The following is a 17,333-nucleotide window of genomic DNA, read 5'->3' on the forward strand; positions in this document are numbered from 1 at the left end:
ATCTATATGAAAAACAAGAATTCTTCATTCAATGAATCCCAAGAGGAAAATTCTATAGATTTAAAGCCATTATTGTATAAAATAGTTGGTTACTGGAAACTTTTCGTTGTTACCTCAATTATAGCCTTAAGTATTGCTAAATTCAAAAACGGATATGAAGAAAAGTCATATGCAATCCACACAACCATTAGTGTAAAAGAAGAGCAGAATCCTCTATTTTCATCAAGCACAAATATTGCTTTTAACTGGGGAGGATCTAGTAACATCGTAGAAACAATAAAAGCTAGGTTCAAATCAAGGACTCATAATGAAAAAGTTGTAAAACAACTAAAATTTTACATCGATTATCTCGAAGAAGGTAAATACAGACTAGAAGATGTTTACGGAAAAATCCCATTTAAAATAAAAACAGATTCTTCTAAATATCAGTTAGCAAACACAGAAATTGGAATTCAATTCCTAGAGAAAAACAAAGCTATTGTAACTGTTAATTTTGAGAATATTGAATCAACAAGAACACTTTATGAGTATGCGAACGATAGAAAAACAGTTTTTACTCCTAGTGAAATTTTATTTCAGAAAGAATTTGACATCAGAGACACCGTTAAAACCCCTTTTTGTGAATTCCTGATCGAAAAGAAATACGACTTCATCAAAACTAAAAAATACTATATAAAATTTAAAAATATTAACAGTACTGTAAATAAATATCGTGGTATTTATATAAAAGATTTGAAATCTGGCACTTCCCTATTAGACCTATCACTTACAGGCTCCAATAAAGGTAGACTAGTGGATTACCTAAACACATCTGTTAAGGTACTTGGTAACGATCAAAAAGAGAATAAAATCTCTTACGCCATAAAAACGAAAAAATATATCGATACTTTATTTAAAAATGAAGCAAAACGACTACAACAATTAGAAATTGAGCTTTCTAAATTCAAAGATTCGACAAATTTGTATAATGTTGAAACAGAAGGAAATCGTTTATTTGAAAAGATTATTGAAATTGATGAGAAACTTTTGATAAAGCAAAGAAGTCAAGATTACATAAAAAACTTACGGAATTATCTTATTTCACATGATCAGCGTTCAAAAGACATACCAGCTCCTACAATTACCGAAATTAACGAACCTACCACAATTTCGAACACTCAGGAACTGATCACTTTGGTTACCTTGAAAAACGAATTAGAAGATGCAGGAGTTACTGCGATTCACCCAGAGATGATTGATATTAGAAACAGAATTGAGTCTAGAAAAAAGATTGTTGTAGAAAATTTAACCTCTTTGGAGAAAAAAAACAAAAACGATATCAATCAACTTAATAAAAGATTAAACAAACTAAACAGAGAACTAAAAAAAATCCCTCAGCTTGAGCAAGAATTAGTAAAATACTCAAGAAATTATGAACAAACAGAAAGTAATTATACTTACCTAAAACAAAAAAGTTACGAGGCCGGAACAGCAATTGCTGCAAACGTTTCGGACATTAAAGTATTAGATATAGCCAAAGATGTTGGACAAGGATCATCAAAACCTAGAACCTCGTTCAATTACATGGTTTCACTAATGCTGGCTATCATCTTTCCTTTGATGTATATCGTACTTAAACAATTATTAGACGATAGTATTAGTAGTGTTGAGGAGATAGAGAAAAGTTATTCAATCCCTGTTCTAGGTGTCATTGGAAAGAATACTAGTTCCACAAATCTTGCAGTTTTTGAAAGACCCAAATCATCGGTAGCAGAATCCTTTAGAGCCTTGCGATCTAATATCAAATTTTTGACCGAATCAAGGGAAAGCGACAATAAATTCAGTAGAAACAAAACCATTTTATTAACCTCCTCTGTTAGTGGTGAAGGAAAAACAATGGTCTCAATTAACATGGCAACTGCATTTGCTTTGAGTGGTAAAAAAACGATACTTATTGGATTAGATCTTCGAAAACCAAAAATATTTAATGATTTCAATATTGATAATAATATTGGAGTTGTAAACTATTTGATCAATCAAAAAACAATTGAAGAAATCACCCATAAAACAGAAATCCCAAATATGGATCTAATTGTTTCTGGTCCAATTCCTCCAAATCCTTCCGAACTAATACTAGGATCTAACACTACTAAGTTTTTCGACACCTTAAAAACACAGTATGATTTCATCATAATTGATACTCCACCAGTAGGTTTGGTTTCAGATGCTTTTGAACTTTTAAAATACTCCGATGCTAATATTTACGTAATCCGCCAAAACTTCTCTAAACGAGGAATGATGAAAATGATCGATGACAAATACATCAATGGTGAAGTACAAAATATTGGTTATATTCTTAACGATTTTACCTCTAATGGAAAATACGGATACGGATACGGCTATGGTTATGGATACGGCTATGGTTATGGAAACAGCTATCACGAAAATGAAAAACTATCTATAAAAGATAAGATTTCTAATTTTTTTACAAAATCCTAGCTGATATTAGACCATAGATTTGATTTTTTGACAAAAGAAGAATAAACTTCAGACAAGTTTTTATTTTTCTCATTTTTTAATTCAGGATCTATCTTAAGAAGTTCGATAGCAGTTTGCCTGGCCTTTTCCAATATTTCGGTATCCTGAACTAAATTTGCTATTTTTAAATTTAAAACACCACTTTGTTGCGTCCCCATGAGGTTTCCTGGTCCACGAAGTTTTAAATCAACATCTGCAATCTCAAATCCATCAGAAGAACTTACCATGGTTTCAATTCTTTTTTTAGCATCGGCTGACAATTTATAACAAGACATCAGTACACAATAACTTTGTTCTGCTCCTCTACCTACCCTACCACGCAATTGATGTAATTGAGACAATCCAAACCGTTCAGAACTTTCAATAATCATTATACTCGCATTTGGTACATTTACTCCTACTTCAATCACGGTAGTTGCTACCATAATCTGTGTTTCTCCCTTTACAAATCTATTCATCTCAAATTCTTTATCAGCAGCTTTCATTTTTCCATGAACAATGCTAATTTGGTAGTTTGGAGAAGGAAACTCACGTACTATACTTTCATACCCATCCATTAGGTCTTTATAATCCATTGCCTCTGATTCTTCTATCAAAGGATATACAACATACACCTGCCTTCCTTTGGTAATCTCGTCCCTCATAAACTTGAATACTTTTAATCGATTACTATCAAAACGATGTACCGTGGTAATCTCTTTCCTTCCTGGAGGCAACTCATCGATTACAGAAATATCTAAATCTCCATAAGCACTCATTGCTAAGGTTCTAGGAATTGGGGTTGCCGTCATTACCAAAACATGGGGTGGTTTGACATTCTTCATCCACATCTTAGACCTTTGAGCTACTCCAAATCTATGTTGTTCATCTATAATTGCTAATCCAAGATTTTTAAACTTTACCTTATCCTCCAGTAAAGCGTGAGTCCCTACTAAAATATCTAAAGATCCATCCTCTAATGCGGCATGAATTCCCTTTCTTTCCTTAGTTTTGGAAGAACCAGTCAACAAACTCACTTTTATATTTAAATTTCCAAGCGCCTCTTTTACACTAAAAAAATGTTGATTTGCTAATATCTCTGTTGGAGCAATTAAGGCTGCCTGAAACCCATTATCTAAGGCCAACAGCATGGCTAATGTAGCGACAATAGTTTTCCCTGAACCAACATCTCCTTGTAAAAGTCTATTCATATGAACACCAGACCCCACATCCTTTCTGATTTCTTTTAAAACTCTTTTCTGCGCATTTGTCAAATCAAAACTTAAACCATTCTTATAAAAATCATTGAACTTTTCACCAACTAGACCAAAAGTATAACCGGCAATTTTTTGGTTGATGTTTATTTTTTTGTGCAATATCTGTAATTGTAAAAAAAACAACTCTTCAAATTTTAATCTATATTCAGCTTTAGCAAGTAATTCTTGATTTTTAGGGAAGTGAATATTTAATAAGGATTCACGTTTAGATAAAAATCCAAATTTTTCAATGATATCAACAGGTAAAGATTCTTTTATTCCACCATAAAAATCCCTAAATACGTGCTCCAGAATAGTACACATAACTTTATTCGATACTCCTCTTCCTGCTAACTTTTCGGTTGAGGGGTAGACGGGCTGAATACCAGGTCGCAAACTTTTTTCAAATAAAGATAGTAATTCAACCTCTGGATGCGCCATACTGAAATTGCCATTATAAAATTTCAATTTTCCATAAATAACATAACTCTTCCCCTCTTTGATGGAATCTTTTAACCATTTCCCTCCTTTAAACCACACTAACTCAATAGTTCCTGAAAGATCTTTAAAAACGGCCGTAAAACGAGAACCTCTTTTTTGTTTAACCTCGTTAAAATTTAAGATTTCACCTATCATTTGCACTTCAGATGAGTTAGGCTGTAACTCTCTTACCTTATAAAATTTTGATCTATCGATATATCTTATCGGGATAAGTGAAAACAAATCTTGAACCTTCCTTATCCTTAATTCGGACAATAGCAACTCCGCTCTAGCAGGTCCAACCCCTTTTAAATAAGATACTGGTATATTAAAATCTTTCATTTTCAACTAAAAACTCTTGTCAAAACTAATCAATAAATTCTAAAAGACTAAATTATCTATTTAAAACATCGGAATAAAATAAGCAACTTGACATTTTAACAAAACATTAATTTCTTTCACTTTTATTTGTTTTTCCGATAAAACCATTTATATTTGTTACACATACAATTAATATTACCCTATACCCCCGATTAATGTATCTTCTTAAAAAATATACCCCTATTGCAGTATTACTGCTGTTTTTAACTTCTGTTTATTCACAGAATAAATCTGTAAAAAAAGTTGGAATTTCGTCAGACAAAAAGACTTCCGGTGTTTCTGTTTCTCCAGCACATTTTCATTTAAACTTAAAACAAGGTCAGTCAAAAGTTTATAGTATAACTATTAACAATGACACTCCATCTTCTAAAAGTTTCGGACTTAAAATGTTGGACTTTAATATGAATGGAAAGGGAAAAAGTCAATTTTTAGAAGCTGGAGAAGGAAAATATTCGTTATCTAAATGGGTTTCAATAAGCCCAACTTTTGTAGAATTGAAACCACATGAAAAACGAAAAGTTGATTTTACAGTTTCAGTGCCTGTTTCTGAATCTGGCGCGAAAGCAGCTTGGAGTATTATCATGATTGAGCAACAAGAAGCTCGTACTTCATTGAGCCCAGATAATAAATCAGAAGGCACAGTTGCTTTAGGTGTTATACCTACATTTGCTTTTGGTGTATTTGTATACCAAAACCCTCCTAACGTAGCACTTAATGAAGTCGAATTCATAGATTTTGTTTATAACGAAACTGGTAAAAAAATATCGATTATCGCTGAAAATAAAGGTGATGGTATTTCATATTGCACATCGTATATTGATTTGACAAACTTAAAGACCGGAACACAACAAAGATTAAAAGTGAAAAAATTCACTATTCTACCTGATTTGGTAAGAGATTTTATTTTTCAGATACCACCTGATGTAGAACCCGGTGATTATATTGCTGTAGGAGTATTAGATTTTGAGAATTCAGAAGAAATACAAGCAGCCAAAATGGAATTTTCAATAAATTAATATAAACAATTACTAACCCCTAATTTTAAAAAACAATGAAAACAACAAACAAGTTTAAATTATTCGCAGCAGCAGCAGCTCTTATTGGAACTACTGCAAGTGCACAGCTTATCGATGAAAAAGATGTTTCAATTACACTTGACTTACAGCCTGTACTTCAATTGGAAATGACAACACCAGATCAAATTCAATTTGTATTTGATGACATCAACGAATATCAAGCTGGTATTACTCAATATGCAGCAACTATCTTAAAAGTTAGTTCTACAGTAAGTTGGGATTTATATGCTGTGGGTAGATCACAAGGAAATTCAGGAGATGGATTTTGGGATCAACAAATTGACTATGGTAACGGAGATAATGTAAACGCTGTTGGAGAATTACCTTTAAGTTTATTAGAAATCAGACAAAACACTCCAAACTCTGCTATTCCTGCTATTGTGGATCCATTAATCCAAACAAGAGATTATAGTGCACAATTCCAAAATGACAGAACTACAAATCAAAGTGATGGAATTACCGCAGGAGTAGCTGCGGATCCAATTGCATTACACCAGAATAATATTTATGTAAATTCTGCAGGAACACCTCCAGGACCTACTGGTAAATATATTGCTGGTCATAGTGGTACTAGTGGAGTTGAAGACTTTATGCCAGGTGGAACTTATTTAAACCAAACTGGTACAACTTCTGATTATTACTATACAATTGATTATAGAATTCTTCCAGGATTACCTGCTACTTTCCCAATGGCTTATGACCATACTTTAGCTGCAGCTCAAGATATTGCTACTGTTAATGGTGCTTCTTCTTATGCTGAACCTGGTGTTTATACTATGTATGTACAATACATCTTATTAGAAGATCAATAGTAAACAAATAATTATACTTAAGTAAAAGGATGTAGTTCAATTACATCCTTTTACTGTATAAAACAATTAGCAACTTGAAGAAAATTCAATTCATATTTTTTCTATTTTTTGTTTTCATAATTAACTTATCAAATTCTCAAACGCACTGTGGATCTGTAGAGTTATTTTTGGAAGACACAGGGAATAATGAATTTGTTTTTGATAAGTTCTCATCTTATGAAGGTGGTTTCCCTCGCAAAACTATAGCTAGACTTAAAATTCGTGTTACTGATAAAACGACACCTGATGTTTTATGCTCTTGGAATTTAAAAATTCTGTTAGACAACGATGGAGCCCCGACAGATGAATTAGAACAGTTACATTTATATGGTGATGGCCTTGGTCAAAATCCATTATTAAGTATTTTTGAGATTCGCGCGATTAATGACTGTATGACATCAACAGACTATTCCAATTTTGTACCTCTTAGCGATGTAACTAATGTTCTTGAACTTATAAAACCTAATGCAGGTACTTTAGATATCTCTGATATTATTAACGCTGGAGCATGCACACAAAACGTTAACGGTGTTGGAGACTATATAAGCAATTACAGTGAATTCACCTTTAAAATTGAATTAAGAATTAGACCTGGTATGTCATATAACCCAGGTACTTTCGGATTAACTTTTAATTTCCGTCTAGAAGAAAACATTTAATTTAGATTTGATACCCCTTAAAAATCTTCATACAGTTCTTCGAGTTTTTTTGACCTTTTCGTTATTCTTTTATTTAGGAATAACTAATGCTCAAACTTCTCCTTCTATATCCAACAATGATGGATATAAGGGTTCTTCCGCGGAGAAAGTTAAAACCAAGTTTATCAAACCTGAAATTGAGATTGAAAAATCTGGTTTAATTTCAAATGTTCTTAAAATAATCAATAACAGTAATGATAATCTAAACTTCACCTTAGACGTTCTTATACCTAACGACTGGAGTAGTATCATTAACCCTGACAAAACTTACAACCTACAAGTAAATGACACACTAGTTATACCGGTTATTGTAGTACCTTCTAAATTAAAATCAGGTAATAGCGAAGTGATTATCAATAGTTTTATTTTAGACTTGGATGGTCAACAAATCGGTGACAATTCATTTATCATACGTACAAAAAAACAAGTTAAATGGGATATTGGTGTAAAAACCGCCAATAGATTCTATTTTAAAAACGAAGAATTCAATAAAAAATTTGAATATAGCATCGTTAATAAAGGGAATTATAAACAAGATATTTCGATAAATCATAAAATTCCTAAAAAAGATTTATTTATTTCTGACACTACAAACGTTGAAAAAGAAATTGTAAAAAAAAATAATAGCATCAGTCTTGATGTAGGTGAAGAAGCGGACTTTAGCTATTACGCTTCTGCTATTCAAAAAGATGATAGAAATCAAAGGAAAGTTTCCAATACAACTTATACACCATACGAGAATAAATATTTCAAAAAGTATGACTTAGTTATAAATAGTAAAGAGGACAAATCAGGAACAAAAAAAACTTATAAAAAAACGGCAAAAGTTTCTTTCATTAAACTTCCTAATGAAATTGACATGCAAAATTACGGATACCCATCCATACCTTTGACCATGGATATGTATATCCAAAACATCTTAGCTGATAATCCATTCATGTTTATTAATTTAAGAGGGGTAAAACAATTGAAAAATAACGGTGTTTTAACCTATAACACTAATTTCAATTTCAGTAAACCTTATTATAACAACCGTTTCATTCAAGATGTACCGTGGAACGTCGCATATTTTGATGATAGAAAATCTTTCGAAATCGGCCAAACAAATACCAATATTGCTGGACTTTCTACAGGCGGAACAGGGATACGCTCTAGTTACAGATTAAATAATAACAACAGAGTAACGGCTTTTTATTCTGTATCCAAAGATCAATTCCAGAAAAAAAACAATGAATCCTATGGTGCTAGTTACAGTTTCTTTACAAACTTCTTCAGCATTAGTACCTCGTATGGAAGAAGTAACAACCTTACTTACGGCAGAACTACAAATATAATTACCGTTAGTCCTCAAATTAATTTGTTTAGAAAACATCGTTTTAATTTTTCAGCAGCACAATCCACCAATGAATATAAAACAACAGGATTCAAAAGAGTAGGTTATGCCTATACAGCTGGAATTAGCTCAACATTATCTAGAAAATTAAAATTTAATGTAAATGGTCGATACACCGATCCTAAATTCGGTAATTCCACTATAGAAAGACTTAACGCTAATCATCGCACTTCTTTTAAAATGTCTTCTAGACGCACAATTAATTTAAGTAACAGTTTTCAACAAACTAACTCCTTTTTAGCAAATCAGGATATCAAACTATTATCTACTTCTTTTGCTAATAACAGATTTAACATCACTAAGAAAACAAAACTCGGATCAGTACAAAACGGTTTATTTTATGATTTAAGAGACTATGCGACCTACAAATTTAAAACCAGGGGGTATGAACATAGATTTTCCATATACAAACCCGAACATAACTTACAAACATCTTTTAACTTTAGATTTGGTCTAACACAAGAAATTCTAGCTACTCCTACTGATAATTTATTTAATTTCGATTTTACGACATTAACGCGATATAAAATTTGGAATTTTACTTTCAAATACAATTATGGATTTACCTCAATTAATCCTAATCAAAATGTTGCTTTACTTACCAAAATTCCACAATTAATACGTGGATCTGTCCAAAACCAATATACATTTAAAAATAGACGCTTTATTTTAGAAACAAATACAAGTTATACTTATAGAAATACTGCAAATAACAACTCATTCGGGATCAGTCCAAGTTTATACTACTTTTCAAAAACTAACTGGAGATTTAGTTTTACATCTAGTTATTTTTATAATAGTTCCGACTATAGTTTTATCAATTTTGAACAACAACAATACTCAACTGCAAATATTGGTAAAACTCAATCGTCTAACTTCACCCTAGGGATGGGGATTAGAAAAGAATTTGGTATACCTATACCCTTTGCTAAAAAGCATACGGTTAATGTACCTTTTATAGCTTTTCAAGACAGCAACGGTAATGGTATCAAAGAATATGACGAAGTTATATTAGACAACATCGTAGTATCACTAGGAACTAAAGAAGTTATTACTAACCCAAGAGGAATCGCTAAAATTAACAAAGTCCCACTTGCAAAATACAAATTTAACGTTTTAGCATTGGAAGACTTAAAAGGCTGGTTTCCACAAGTTAATGATTCAATTAATATCGATAGTGAAGATGTTGTTTTTATACCTTATTCAAGGGGAGTTAAATTATATGGTGATGTTATCATTGACCGTCAAAAAATTGCCATCACAGATGAACAACCTATGGATTTATCTAGAATTAAAATAACAGCTACAAAAGAAAAAACTTACAGTACGTTAACTGATAGTAAGGGACATTTCGAATTTTATCTTCCAAATGGTGAATATACACTTACTATGGATGATTCAATACTTAGCAGTAAACTAAGATTGTCAAGAAACAATATACCAATTGTATTAAATAATAACCAAGACGGTTATTATACATCGTTTTATATTTTAGAAAAACGTAGAAAAGTTATTATACGTGATTTTTCTAAAAAGAAAAAGTAGCAAATTCTTCTTTACGGTCTGATTTAAGTACCTTTGCATTCTCAAAATAATGACTATGCGTTTACACAGAAATTTAGTATTCACAGTTATCGATTCATTAAATGCCATATTTAACGAAGGTATATACGCTGATAAAGCAGTTGAAGCTGCACTTAAAAAAGACCCGAGATGGGGAGCTAGAGATAGAAAATTTGTTGCAGAAACTATTTATGAAATTGTCAGATGGAAGCGTCTTTATAATGAAGTTGCTGAAACTAAAGATCATTACTCTAGAGAAAACCTTTGGAAACTTTTTACTGTTTGGGCGGTTCTTAGAGGTATAGAATTACCTGATTGGAAATACTTTACTAATGCGCCTGTTAGACGTATCAAAGGCAGATTTGATGAAGTACAATCAATACGTAAAATAAAAGAATCTATACCTGACTGGTTAGACGAATTAGGTGTTCAAGAGTTAGGGAAAAATTGGGATAAAGAAATTAAAGCCTTAAACATCCAAGCTCCCGTTGTTCTTCGTGCCAATACATTGAGAGGGTCTCGTCAAAACTTAGAAAGAACATTAAATGACAATGAAGTTGAAACTACTGTCGATCCTAAATATAAAGACGCTTTAATTCTTAAAGAACGAAAAAATGTTTTTAGAACCGACGCTTTTAAAAGTGGTTTATTTGAAGTTCAAGATGCCTCTTCACAACTCGTAGCTGAATATCTCGAAGTTAAACCGGGAATGCGGGTTATTGATACTTGTGCCGGAGCAGGAGGTAAAACATTGCATCTTGCTGCACTTATGGAAAACAAAGGCTCTATTGTAGCAATGGATATCTATGGTGGGAAATTAAAAGAGCTTAAAAGACGTGCCAAACGTGCTGGTGCACACAATATAACACCAAAACAAATAGAAGGTACCAAAACCATTAAAAAACTCCATAATAGCGCGGATAGAGTTTTAATTGATGCGCCTTGCTCAGGATTAGGGGTTCTTAAAAGAAACCCAGATGCCAAATGGAAATTACAACCAGAGTTTATCGAGAACATCAAACGTACACAAGAAGAAATCCTTGCCAACTATTCAAAATTAGTTAAAAAAGGTGGTAAGTTAGTTTATGCAACTTGTTCTATTTTACCATCTGAAAACGAAAACCAAGTAAAGAAATTCCTTTCTAACAATGATGAATTTGTATTCATAAAGGATAACAAAGTTCTACCTTCAGAAAGTGGTTTTGACGGTTTCTATATGGCTCTGTTGGAAAGAAAACAATAAGCTTTAGTCATTTATAATTCATTAAATCCCTCTTATTAGATAATAAGAGGGATTTTTTTATAGGATTGTATTGTTTCAATATCAGCTTTCGTGTATACATTGTTCAATAGTATCGATGCAGTAAAAAGTATTTTAAGTTTATCACAAAAAAAAACCTCAATCATTTTACTGATTGAGGTTTCAAAAAAAGGCGGTGACATACTCTCCCACCGGTTAGGCAGTACCATCTGCGCTGATAGGTTTAACTTCTCTGTTCGGAATGGGAAGAGGTGAGCCCTATCGCAATAACCACCTTAAGGTCTTTGCTAGTCTAATTTCTTAAACCAGTATTTAATAATTAACATATTGAAATGCATCACAGATGCCATAAATATAATATTCAAATTAGAAGTGCTATAATATTTGGAGTAATAGAATGTATAAAGAGTTTCCCTCCCGCTAGTTGCCTAGCGGAAGTTCTTTGTACAAAAGCCTATGGGTTATTAGTACTACTTGGCTATGACATTACTGCCTTTACACCTATAGCCTATCAACGTGGTAATCTTCCACGACCCTTTAAAGAAATCTCATCTTGTGGTGGGTTTCGCGCTTATATGCTTTCAGCGCTTATCCCTTCCCAACGTAGCTACTCTGCAATGCCCTTAGCAGAACAACAGATACACCAGAGGTTAGTCCAACTCGGTCCTCTCGTACTAGAGTCAGATCCACGCAAATTTCTAACGCCCGCTACAGATAGAGACCGAACTGTCTCACGACGTTCTGAACCCAGCTCGCGTGCCACTTTAATGGGCGAACAGCCCAACCCTTGGGACCTTCTCCAGCCCCAGGATGTGACGAGCCGACATCGAGGTGCCAAACCCCCCCGTCGATGTGAGCTCTTGGGGGAGATCAGCCTGTTATCCCCGGAGTACCTTTTATCCTTTGAGCGATGGCCCTTCCATGCGGAACCACCGGATCACTATGCTCTTGTTTCCAACCTGATCGACTTGTTAGTCTCGCAGTCAAGCACCCTTATGCCATTGCACTCTACGCACGGTTACCAAGCGTGCTGAGGGTACCTTTAGAAGCCTCCGTTACTCTTTTGGAGGCGACCACCCCAGTCAAACTACCCACCAAGCACTGTCCCCTTCGCAGGGTTAGGCTCTAGACAAGCAAAGGGTGGTATTTCAAGGACGACTAACATACGCCTGGCGACGCATGATCGATGTCTCCCACCTATCCTACACATTACTTATCCAAAGTCAATACTAAGCTATAGTAAAGGTTCACGGGGTCTTTTCGTCCCGTAGCGGGTAATCGGCATCTTCACCGATACTACAATTTCACCGAGCTCATGGCTGAGACAGTGTCCAGATCGTTGCACCATTCGTGCAGGTCGGAACTTACCCGACAAGGAATTTCGCTACCTTAGGACCGTTATAGTTACGGCCGCCGTTTACTGGGGCTTCATTTGAGAGCTTCGCCGAAGCTAACTCCTCCACTTAACCTTCCAGCACCGGGCAGGTGTCAGGCCCTATACATCAACTTTCGTTTTAGCAGAGCCCTGTGTTTTTGATAAACAGTCGCCTGGACCTATTCACTGCGGCCCATCATAGATGGGCGCCCCTTCTCCCGAAGTTACGGGGCGATTTTGCCTAGTTCCTTAGCCATGAATCACTCGAGCACCTTAGAATTCTCTTCCCAACCACCTGTGTCGGTTTAGGGTACGGGCTGCTTCACTCGCTTTTCTTGGAACTCGCTTCGCTGTATTATCACCTTGACCGAAGTCTCAGTGTACTATCGGGGTGTTACCACTCCCTTCAACGTACTATTCTGTCAGTACGCAACAACTATACGAATCCGTCACTTTTAACGTGAGCAGGTACTGGAATATTAACCAGTTGTCCATCGACTACCCCTTTCGGGTTCGCCTTAGGTCCCGACTAACCCTCAGCTGATTAGCATCGCTGAGGAAACCTTGGTCTTTCGGTGGGCGGGTTTCTCACCCGCCTTATCGTTACTTATGCCTACATTTTCTTTTCTAGACGCTCCAGCATTCCTTACAGAACACCTTCAACGCAACTAGAATGCTCCCCTACCACTTATGATAAATCATAAATCCATAGCTTCGGTAATATACTTATGCCCGATTATTATCCATGCTCGATCGCTCGACTAGTGAGCTGTTACGCACTCTTTAAATGAATGGCTGCTTCCAAGCCAACATCCTAGCTGTCTATGCAATCGAACCTCGTTAGTTCAACTTAGTATATATTTGGGGACCTTAGCTGATGGTCTGGGTTCTTTCCCTCTCGGACATGGACCTTAGCACCCATGCCCTCACTGCTGTGTATATTTATTAGCATTCGGAGTTTGTCAGGAATTGGTAGGCGGTGAAGCCCCCGCATCCAATCAGTAGCTCTACCTCTAATAAACTAAACCACAACGCTGCACCTAAATGCATTTCGGGGAGTACGAGCTATTTCCTGGTTTGATTGGCCTTTCACCCCTACCCACAGGTCATCCCAAGACTTTTCAACGTCAACGGGTTCGGTCCTCCACTGTATGTTACTACAGCTTCAACCTGCCCATGGGTAGATCACCAGGTTTCGCGTCTACTACTACTAACTATACGCCCTATTCAGACTCGCTTTCGCTACGGCTGCGTGACTGAATCACTTAACCTTGCTAGAAACAGTAACTCGTAGGCTCATTATGCAAAAGGCACGCCGTCACACAGTAAATGTGCTTCGACCGCTTGTAGGCGTACGGTTTCAGGATCTCTTTCACTCCCTTACTTAGGGTTCTTTTCACCTTTCCCTCACGGTACTAGTTCACTATCGGTCTCTCAGGAGTATTTAGCCTTACCGGATGGTCCCGGTGGATTCATACAGGATTACTCGTGTCCCGCACTACTCAGGATACCACTATCAATAATTAATCTTACCCGTACGGGGCTATCACCCTCTATGGCCAAACTTTCCAGTTTGTTCTGATTCAATTAACATCAAATGTCGTGGTCCTACAACCCCAAACTTGCCGAAACAAGATTGGTTTGGGCTAATCCGCGTTCGCTCGCCACTACTAACGGAATCACTATTGTTTTCTCTTCCTCCGGTTACTTAGATGTTTCAGTTCACCGGGTTCGCCCTCCTTGCGGAGTAACATGTCTTCAACATGCTGGGTTGTCCCATTCGGAAATCTTCGGATCAATTCTTATGTGCAAATCCCCGAAGCTTATCGCAGCTTATCGCGTCCTTCATCGCCTCTGAGAGCCTAGGCATCCGCCATACGCCCTTACTTAGCTTTTTGTACTTTTTGCTCTTTTATTCTATTATTTGTATCATGTAATTAGTAGCAGGAAATAAGTATTAATACTTATCCCAAACTAAATACCTTCTACGGTTTGCATGCTATGCATGCCTCTATTTGTATTATAGCTCGTTATTAATTTTAGTTTTTCTAAAATATAACTTCTAATATCATACGATATCAGTATTTCAATATGTCAATGAACTCTTTGCAATAAACAATTCTCAAATAACAAATAACAATTATAAAATTGCTAATTGTCAACTGATAATTGTCAATTGACTTTTGTGGAGAATATCGGAGTCGAACCGATGACCTCCTGCGTGCAAGGCAGGCGCTCTAGCCAGCTGAGCTAATCCCCCAAAATTACTAGTAGCTAGTATTGGGTAGTTAGTCGTTAGACTTCTAACGAATACTCAACTTCTAAAATTTCCTATATGTTATATACCTAACTCTTTTTTAAAAAAGTAGTCTCGGGCAGACTCGAACTGCCGACCTCTACATTATCAGTGTAGCGCTCTAACCAGCTGAGCTACGAGACTCTGTTTCTTTTAGTCTTGTATATAATATAAAATTGAACAGCAATTAAAGAATTAAACAATTCTTAATTTTCATAACCTAACATCTCTTTCTCTAGAAAGGAGGTGTTCCAGCCGCACCTTCCGGTACGGCTACCTTGTTACGACTTAGCCCTAGTTACCAGTTTTACCCTAGGCGGCTCCTTGCGGTGACCGACTTCAGGCACTCCCAGCTTCCATGGCTTGACGGGCGGTGTGTACAAGGCCCGGGAACGTATTCACCGCATCATGGCTGATATGCGATTACTAGCGATTCCAGCTTCACGGAGTCGAGTTGCAGACTCCGATCCGAACTGTGATATGGTTTGTAGATTCGCTCCCTGTCGCCAGGTGGCTGCTCTCTGTCCATACCATTGTAGCACGTGTGTAGCCCAGGACGTAAGGGCCGTGATGATTTGACGTCATCCCCACCTTCCTCACGGTTTGCACCGGCAGTCTCTTTAGAGTCCTCAGCTTAACCTGTTAGCAACTAAAAATAGGGGTTGCGCTCGTTATAGGACTTAACCTGACACCTCACGGCACGAGCTGACGACAACCATGCAGCACCTTGTAAGAAGTCCGAAGAAATAAGTATCTCTACCTAATGCATCCTACATTTAAGCCCTGGTAAGGTTCCTCGCGTATCATCGAATTAAACCACATGCTCCACCGCTTGTGCGGGCCCCCGTCAATTCCTTTGAGTTTCAATCTTGCGACCGTACTCCCCAGGTGGGACACTTATCACTTTCGCTTAGTCACTGAGATAAATCCCAACAACTAGTGTCCATCGTTTACGGCGTGGACTACCGGGGTATCTAATCCCGTTCGCTCCCCACGCTTTCGTCCATCAGTGTCAGTATACTCGTAGTAGACTGCCTTCGCAATCGGTATTCTGTGTAATATCTATGCATTTCACCGCTACACTACACATTCTATCTACTTCCAAGTAACTCAAGACTAACAGTATCAAAGGCAGTTCCATAGTTGAGCTATGGGATTTCACCTCTGACTTATTAGTCCACCTACGGACCCTTTAAACCCAATGATTCCGGATAACGCTCGGACCCTCCGTATTACCGCGGCTGCTGGCACGGAGTTAGCCGGTCCTTATTCATATAGTACCGTCAAGCTCTTACACGTAAGAGTGTTTCTTCCTATATAAAAGAAGTTTACAACCCATAGGGCAGTCTTCCTTCACGCGGCATGGCTGGATCAGAGTTGCCTCCATTGTCCAATATTCCTCACTGCTGCCTCCCGTAGGAGTCTGGTCCGTGTCTCAGTACCAGTGTGGGGGATCTCCCTCTCAGGACCCCTACCTATCGATGTCTTGGTAAGCCGTTACCTTACCAACTAACTAATAGGACGCATAGTCATCTTGTACCCATAAATGTTTAATAATTAAATGATGCCATTCAATTATACTATGAGGTATTAATCCAAATTTCTCTGGGCTATCCCTCTGTACAAGGTAGATTCTATACGCGTTACGCACCCGTGCGCCGGTCGTCAGCAGAAAAGCAAGCTTCTCCCTGTTACCCCTCGACTTGCATGTGTTAAGCCTGCCGCTAGCGTTCATCCTGAGCCAGGATCAAACTCTTCATCGTTATTTTTTTTAGTCACCGAAGTGACTTATTTTTATACGATACTAGCTTACTCTAATCAGAATTCGTGTTACTAAAAACACGTAATTTAATCTTTAATTTTACGCTGTCAATTTCAATATTTTCAATGAACGTCAGATCATAGATCTGGTTTGTTTCTTTTTTTACTAACAACGCTTGGCGTGTTAGCGGCTGCAAATCTAAAACCTTTTTTCGTTATAAAAAAATAAAATTTAATTTATTTTTTAAAACTCTTAATCCTAAATTTTACCAGCATTTTAAAGAACTCCTTGCCTTCCAAAACAACAATAGCTGTTTTCCTTAGCGGATGCAAAACTAGATCTTTTTATCGTTACAACAATGAAAAAAATCGCTTTTTTTGAAATTATTTTATTCCCTAAACCTACACCCCTTAAAACATGCGTTTTAAAACAAAATCTTTTTTAC

7 protein-coding genes, 2 tRNA genes and 3 rRNA genes are annotated in these 17,333 nt (G+C 36.3%); 6 read left to right on the forward strand and 6 right to left on the reverse strand.

Features of this window, described 5'->3' with window-relative positions:
- The first annotated feature begins 6 nt into the window (after nt 1-6).
- Nucleotides 7-2,478, forward strand: coding sequence for an exopolysaccharide transport family protein (locus AC2DGP_RS05090; protein WP_484491940.1), 2,472 nt, complete (start codon nt 7-9; stop codon nt 2,476-2,478).
- Here AC2DGP_RS05090 and recG read toward each other — a convergent pair.
- Nucleotides 2,475-4,574: an ATP-dependent DNA helicase RecG gene (recG, locus tag AC2DGP_RS05095; protein ID WP_484491941.1), complete on the reverse strand. Its 2,100-nt coding sequence runs from the start codon at nt 4,572-4,574 to the stop codon at nt 2,475-2,477. The genes AC2DGP_RS05090 and recG overlap by 4 nt on opposite strands.
- A gap of 194 nt (nt 4,575-4,768) precedes the next feature.
- On the opposite strand from recG, the gene AC2DGP_RS05100 reads away from it, so the two are divergent.
- The 5 genes from AC2DGP_RS05100 (at nt 4,769) to AC2DGP_RS05120 (ending at nt 11,437) form a co-directional block, all read left to right on the forward strand.
- Nucleotides 4,769-5,629 carry a hypothetical protein gene (locus AC2DGP_RS05100; protein WP_484491942.1) on the forward strand — a complete coding sequence of 287 codons (861 nt, stop codon included), beginning with the start codon at nt 4,769-4,771 and terminating at the stop codon, nt 5,627-5,629.
- 35 nt (nt 5,630-5,664) lie between these two features.
- Nucleotides 5,665-6,501 (forward strand): hypothetical protein, encoded by an 837-nt coding sequence (locus tag AC2DGP_RS05105; RefSeq protein WP_484491943.1) that lies wholly within the window; start codon nt 5,665-5,667, stop codon nt 6,499-6,501.
- 74 nt (nt 6,502-6,575) lie between these two features.
- Nucleotides 6,576-7,199, forward strand: coding sequence for a hypothetical protein (locus tag AC2DGP_RS05110; protein WP_484491944.1), 624 nt, complete (start codon nt 6,576-6,578; stop codon nt 7,197-7,199).
- 49 nt (nt 7,200-7,248) lie between these two features.
- The gene (locus AC2DGP_RS05115; protein ID WP_484491945.1) at nt 7,249-10,176 is read left to right on the forward strand and encodes a hypothetical protein; all 2,928 of its coding nucleotides are present in this window, start codon (nt 7,249-7,251) and stop codon (nt 10,174-10,176) included.
- Between the two features lie 55 nt (nt 10,177-10,231).
- Entirely contained in the window at nt 10,232-11,437 is a 1,206-nt protein-coding gene (locus AC2DGP_RS05120) for an RsmB/NOP family class I SAM-dependent RNA methyltransferase (RefSeq protein WP_484491946.1), read from the forward strand.
- A gap of 185 nt (nt 11,438-11,622) precedes the next feature.
- On the opposite strand, the gene rrf is transcribed toward AC2DGP_RS05120, so the two are convergent.
- The 5 genes from rrf to AC2DGP_RS05145 form a co-directional block, all read right to left on the reverse strand.
- Nucleotides 11,623-11,733: ribosomal RNA gene (gene rrf / locus AC2DGP_RS05125) — 5S ribosomal RNA — on the reverse strand.
- 166 nt (nt 11,734-11,899) lie between these two features.
- A 23S ribosomal RNA gene (locus AC2DGP_RS05130) occupies nt 11,900-14,729 on the reverse strand.
- Nucleotides 14,730-15,016: 287 nt separating this feature from the next.
- A tRNA-Ala gene (locus tag AC2DGP_RS05135) sits at nt 15,017-15,090 on the reverse strand.
- Between the two features lie 106 nt (nt 15,091-15,196).
- Nucleotides 15,197-15,270: transfer RNA gene (locus AC2DGP_RS05140), tRNA-Ile, on the reverse strand.
- 95 nt (nt 15,271-15,365) lie between these two features.
- Nucleotides 15,366-16,889 (reverse strand): 16S ribosomal RNA (locus AC2DGP_RS05145).
- Together the 16S, 23S and 5S rRNA genes with 2 tRNA genes alongside form the textbook arrangement of a ribosomal RNA operon.
- Between the last annotated feature and the right edge of the window lie 444 nt (nt 16,890-17,333).

This window comes from Flavicella sp. IMCC45537, from assembly GCF_057197705.1.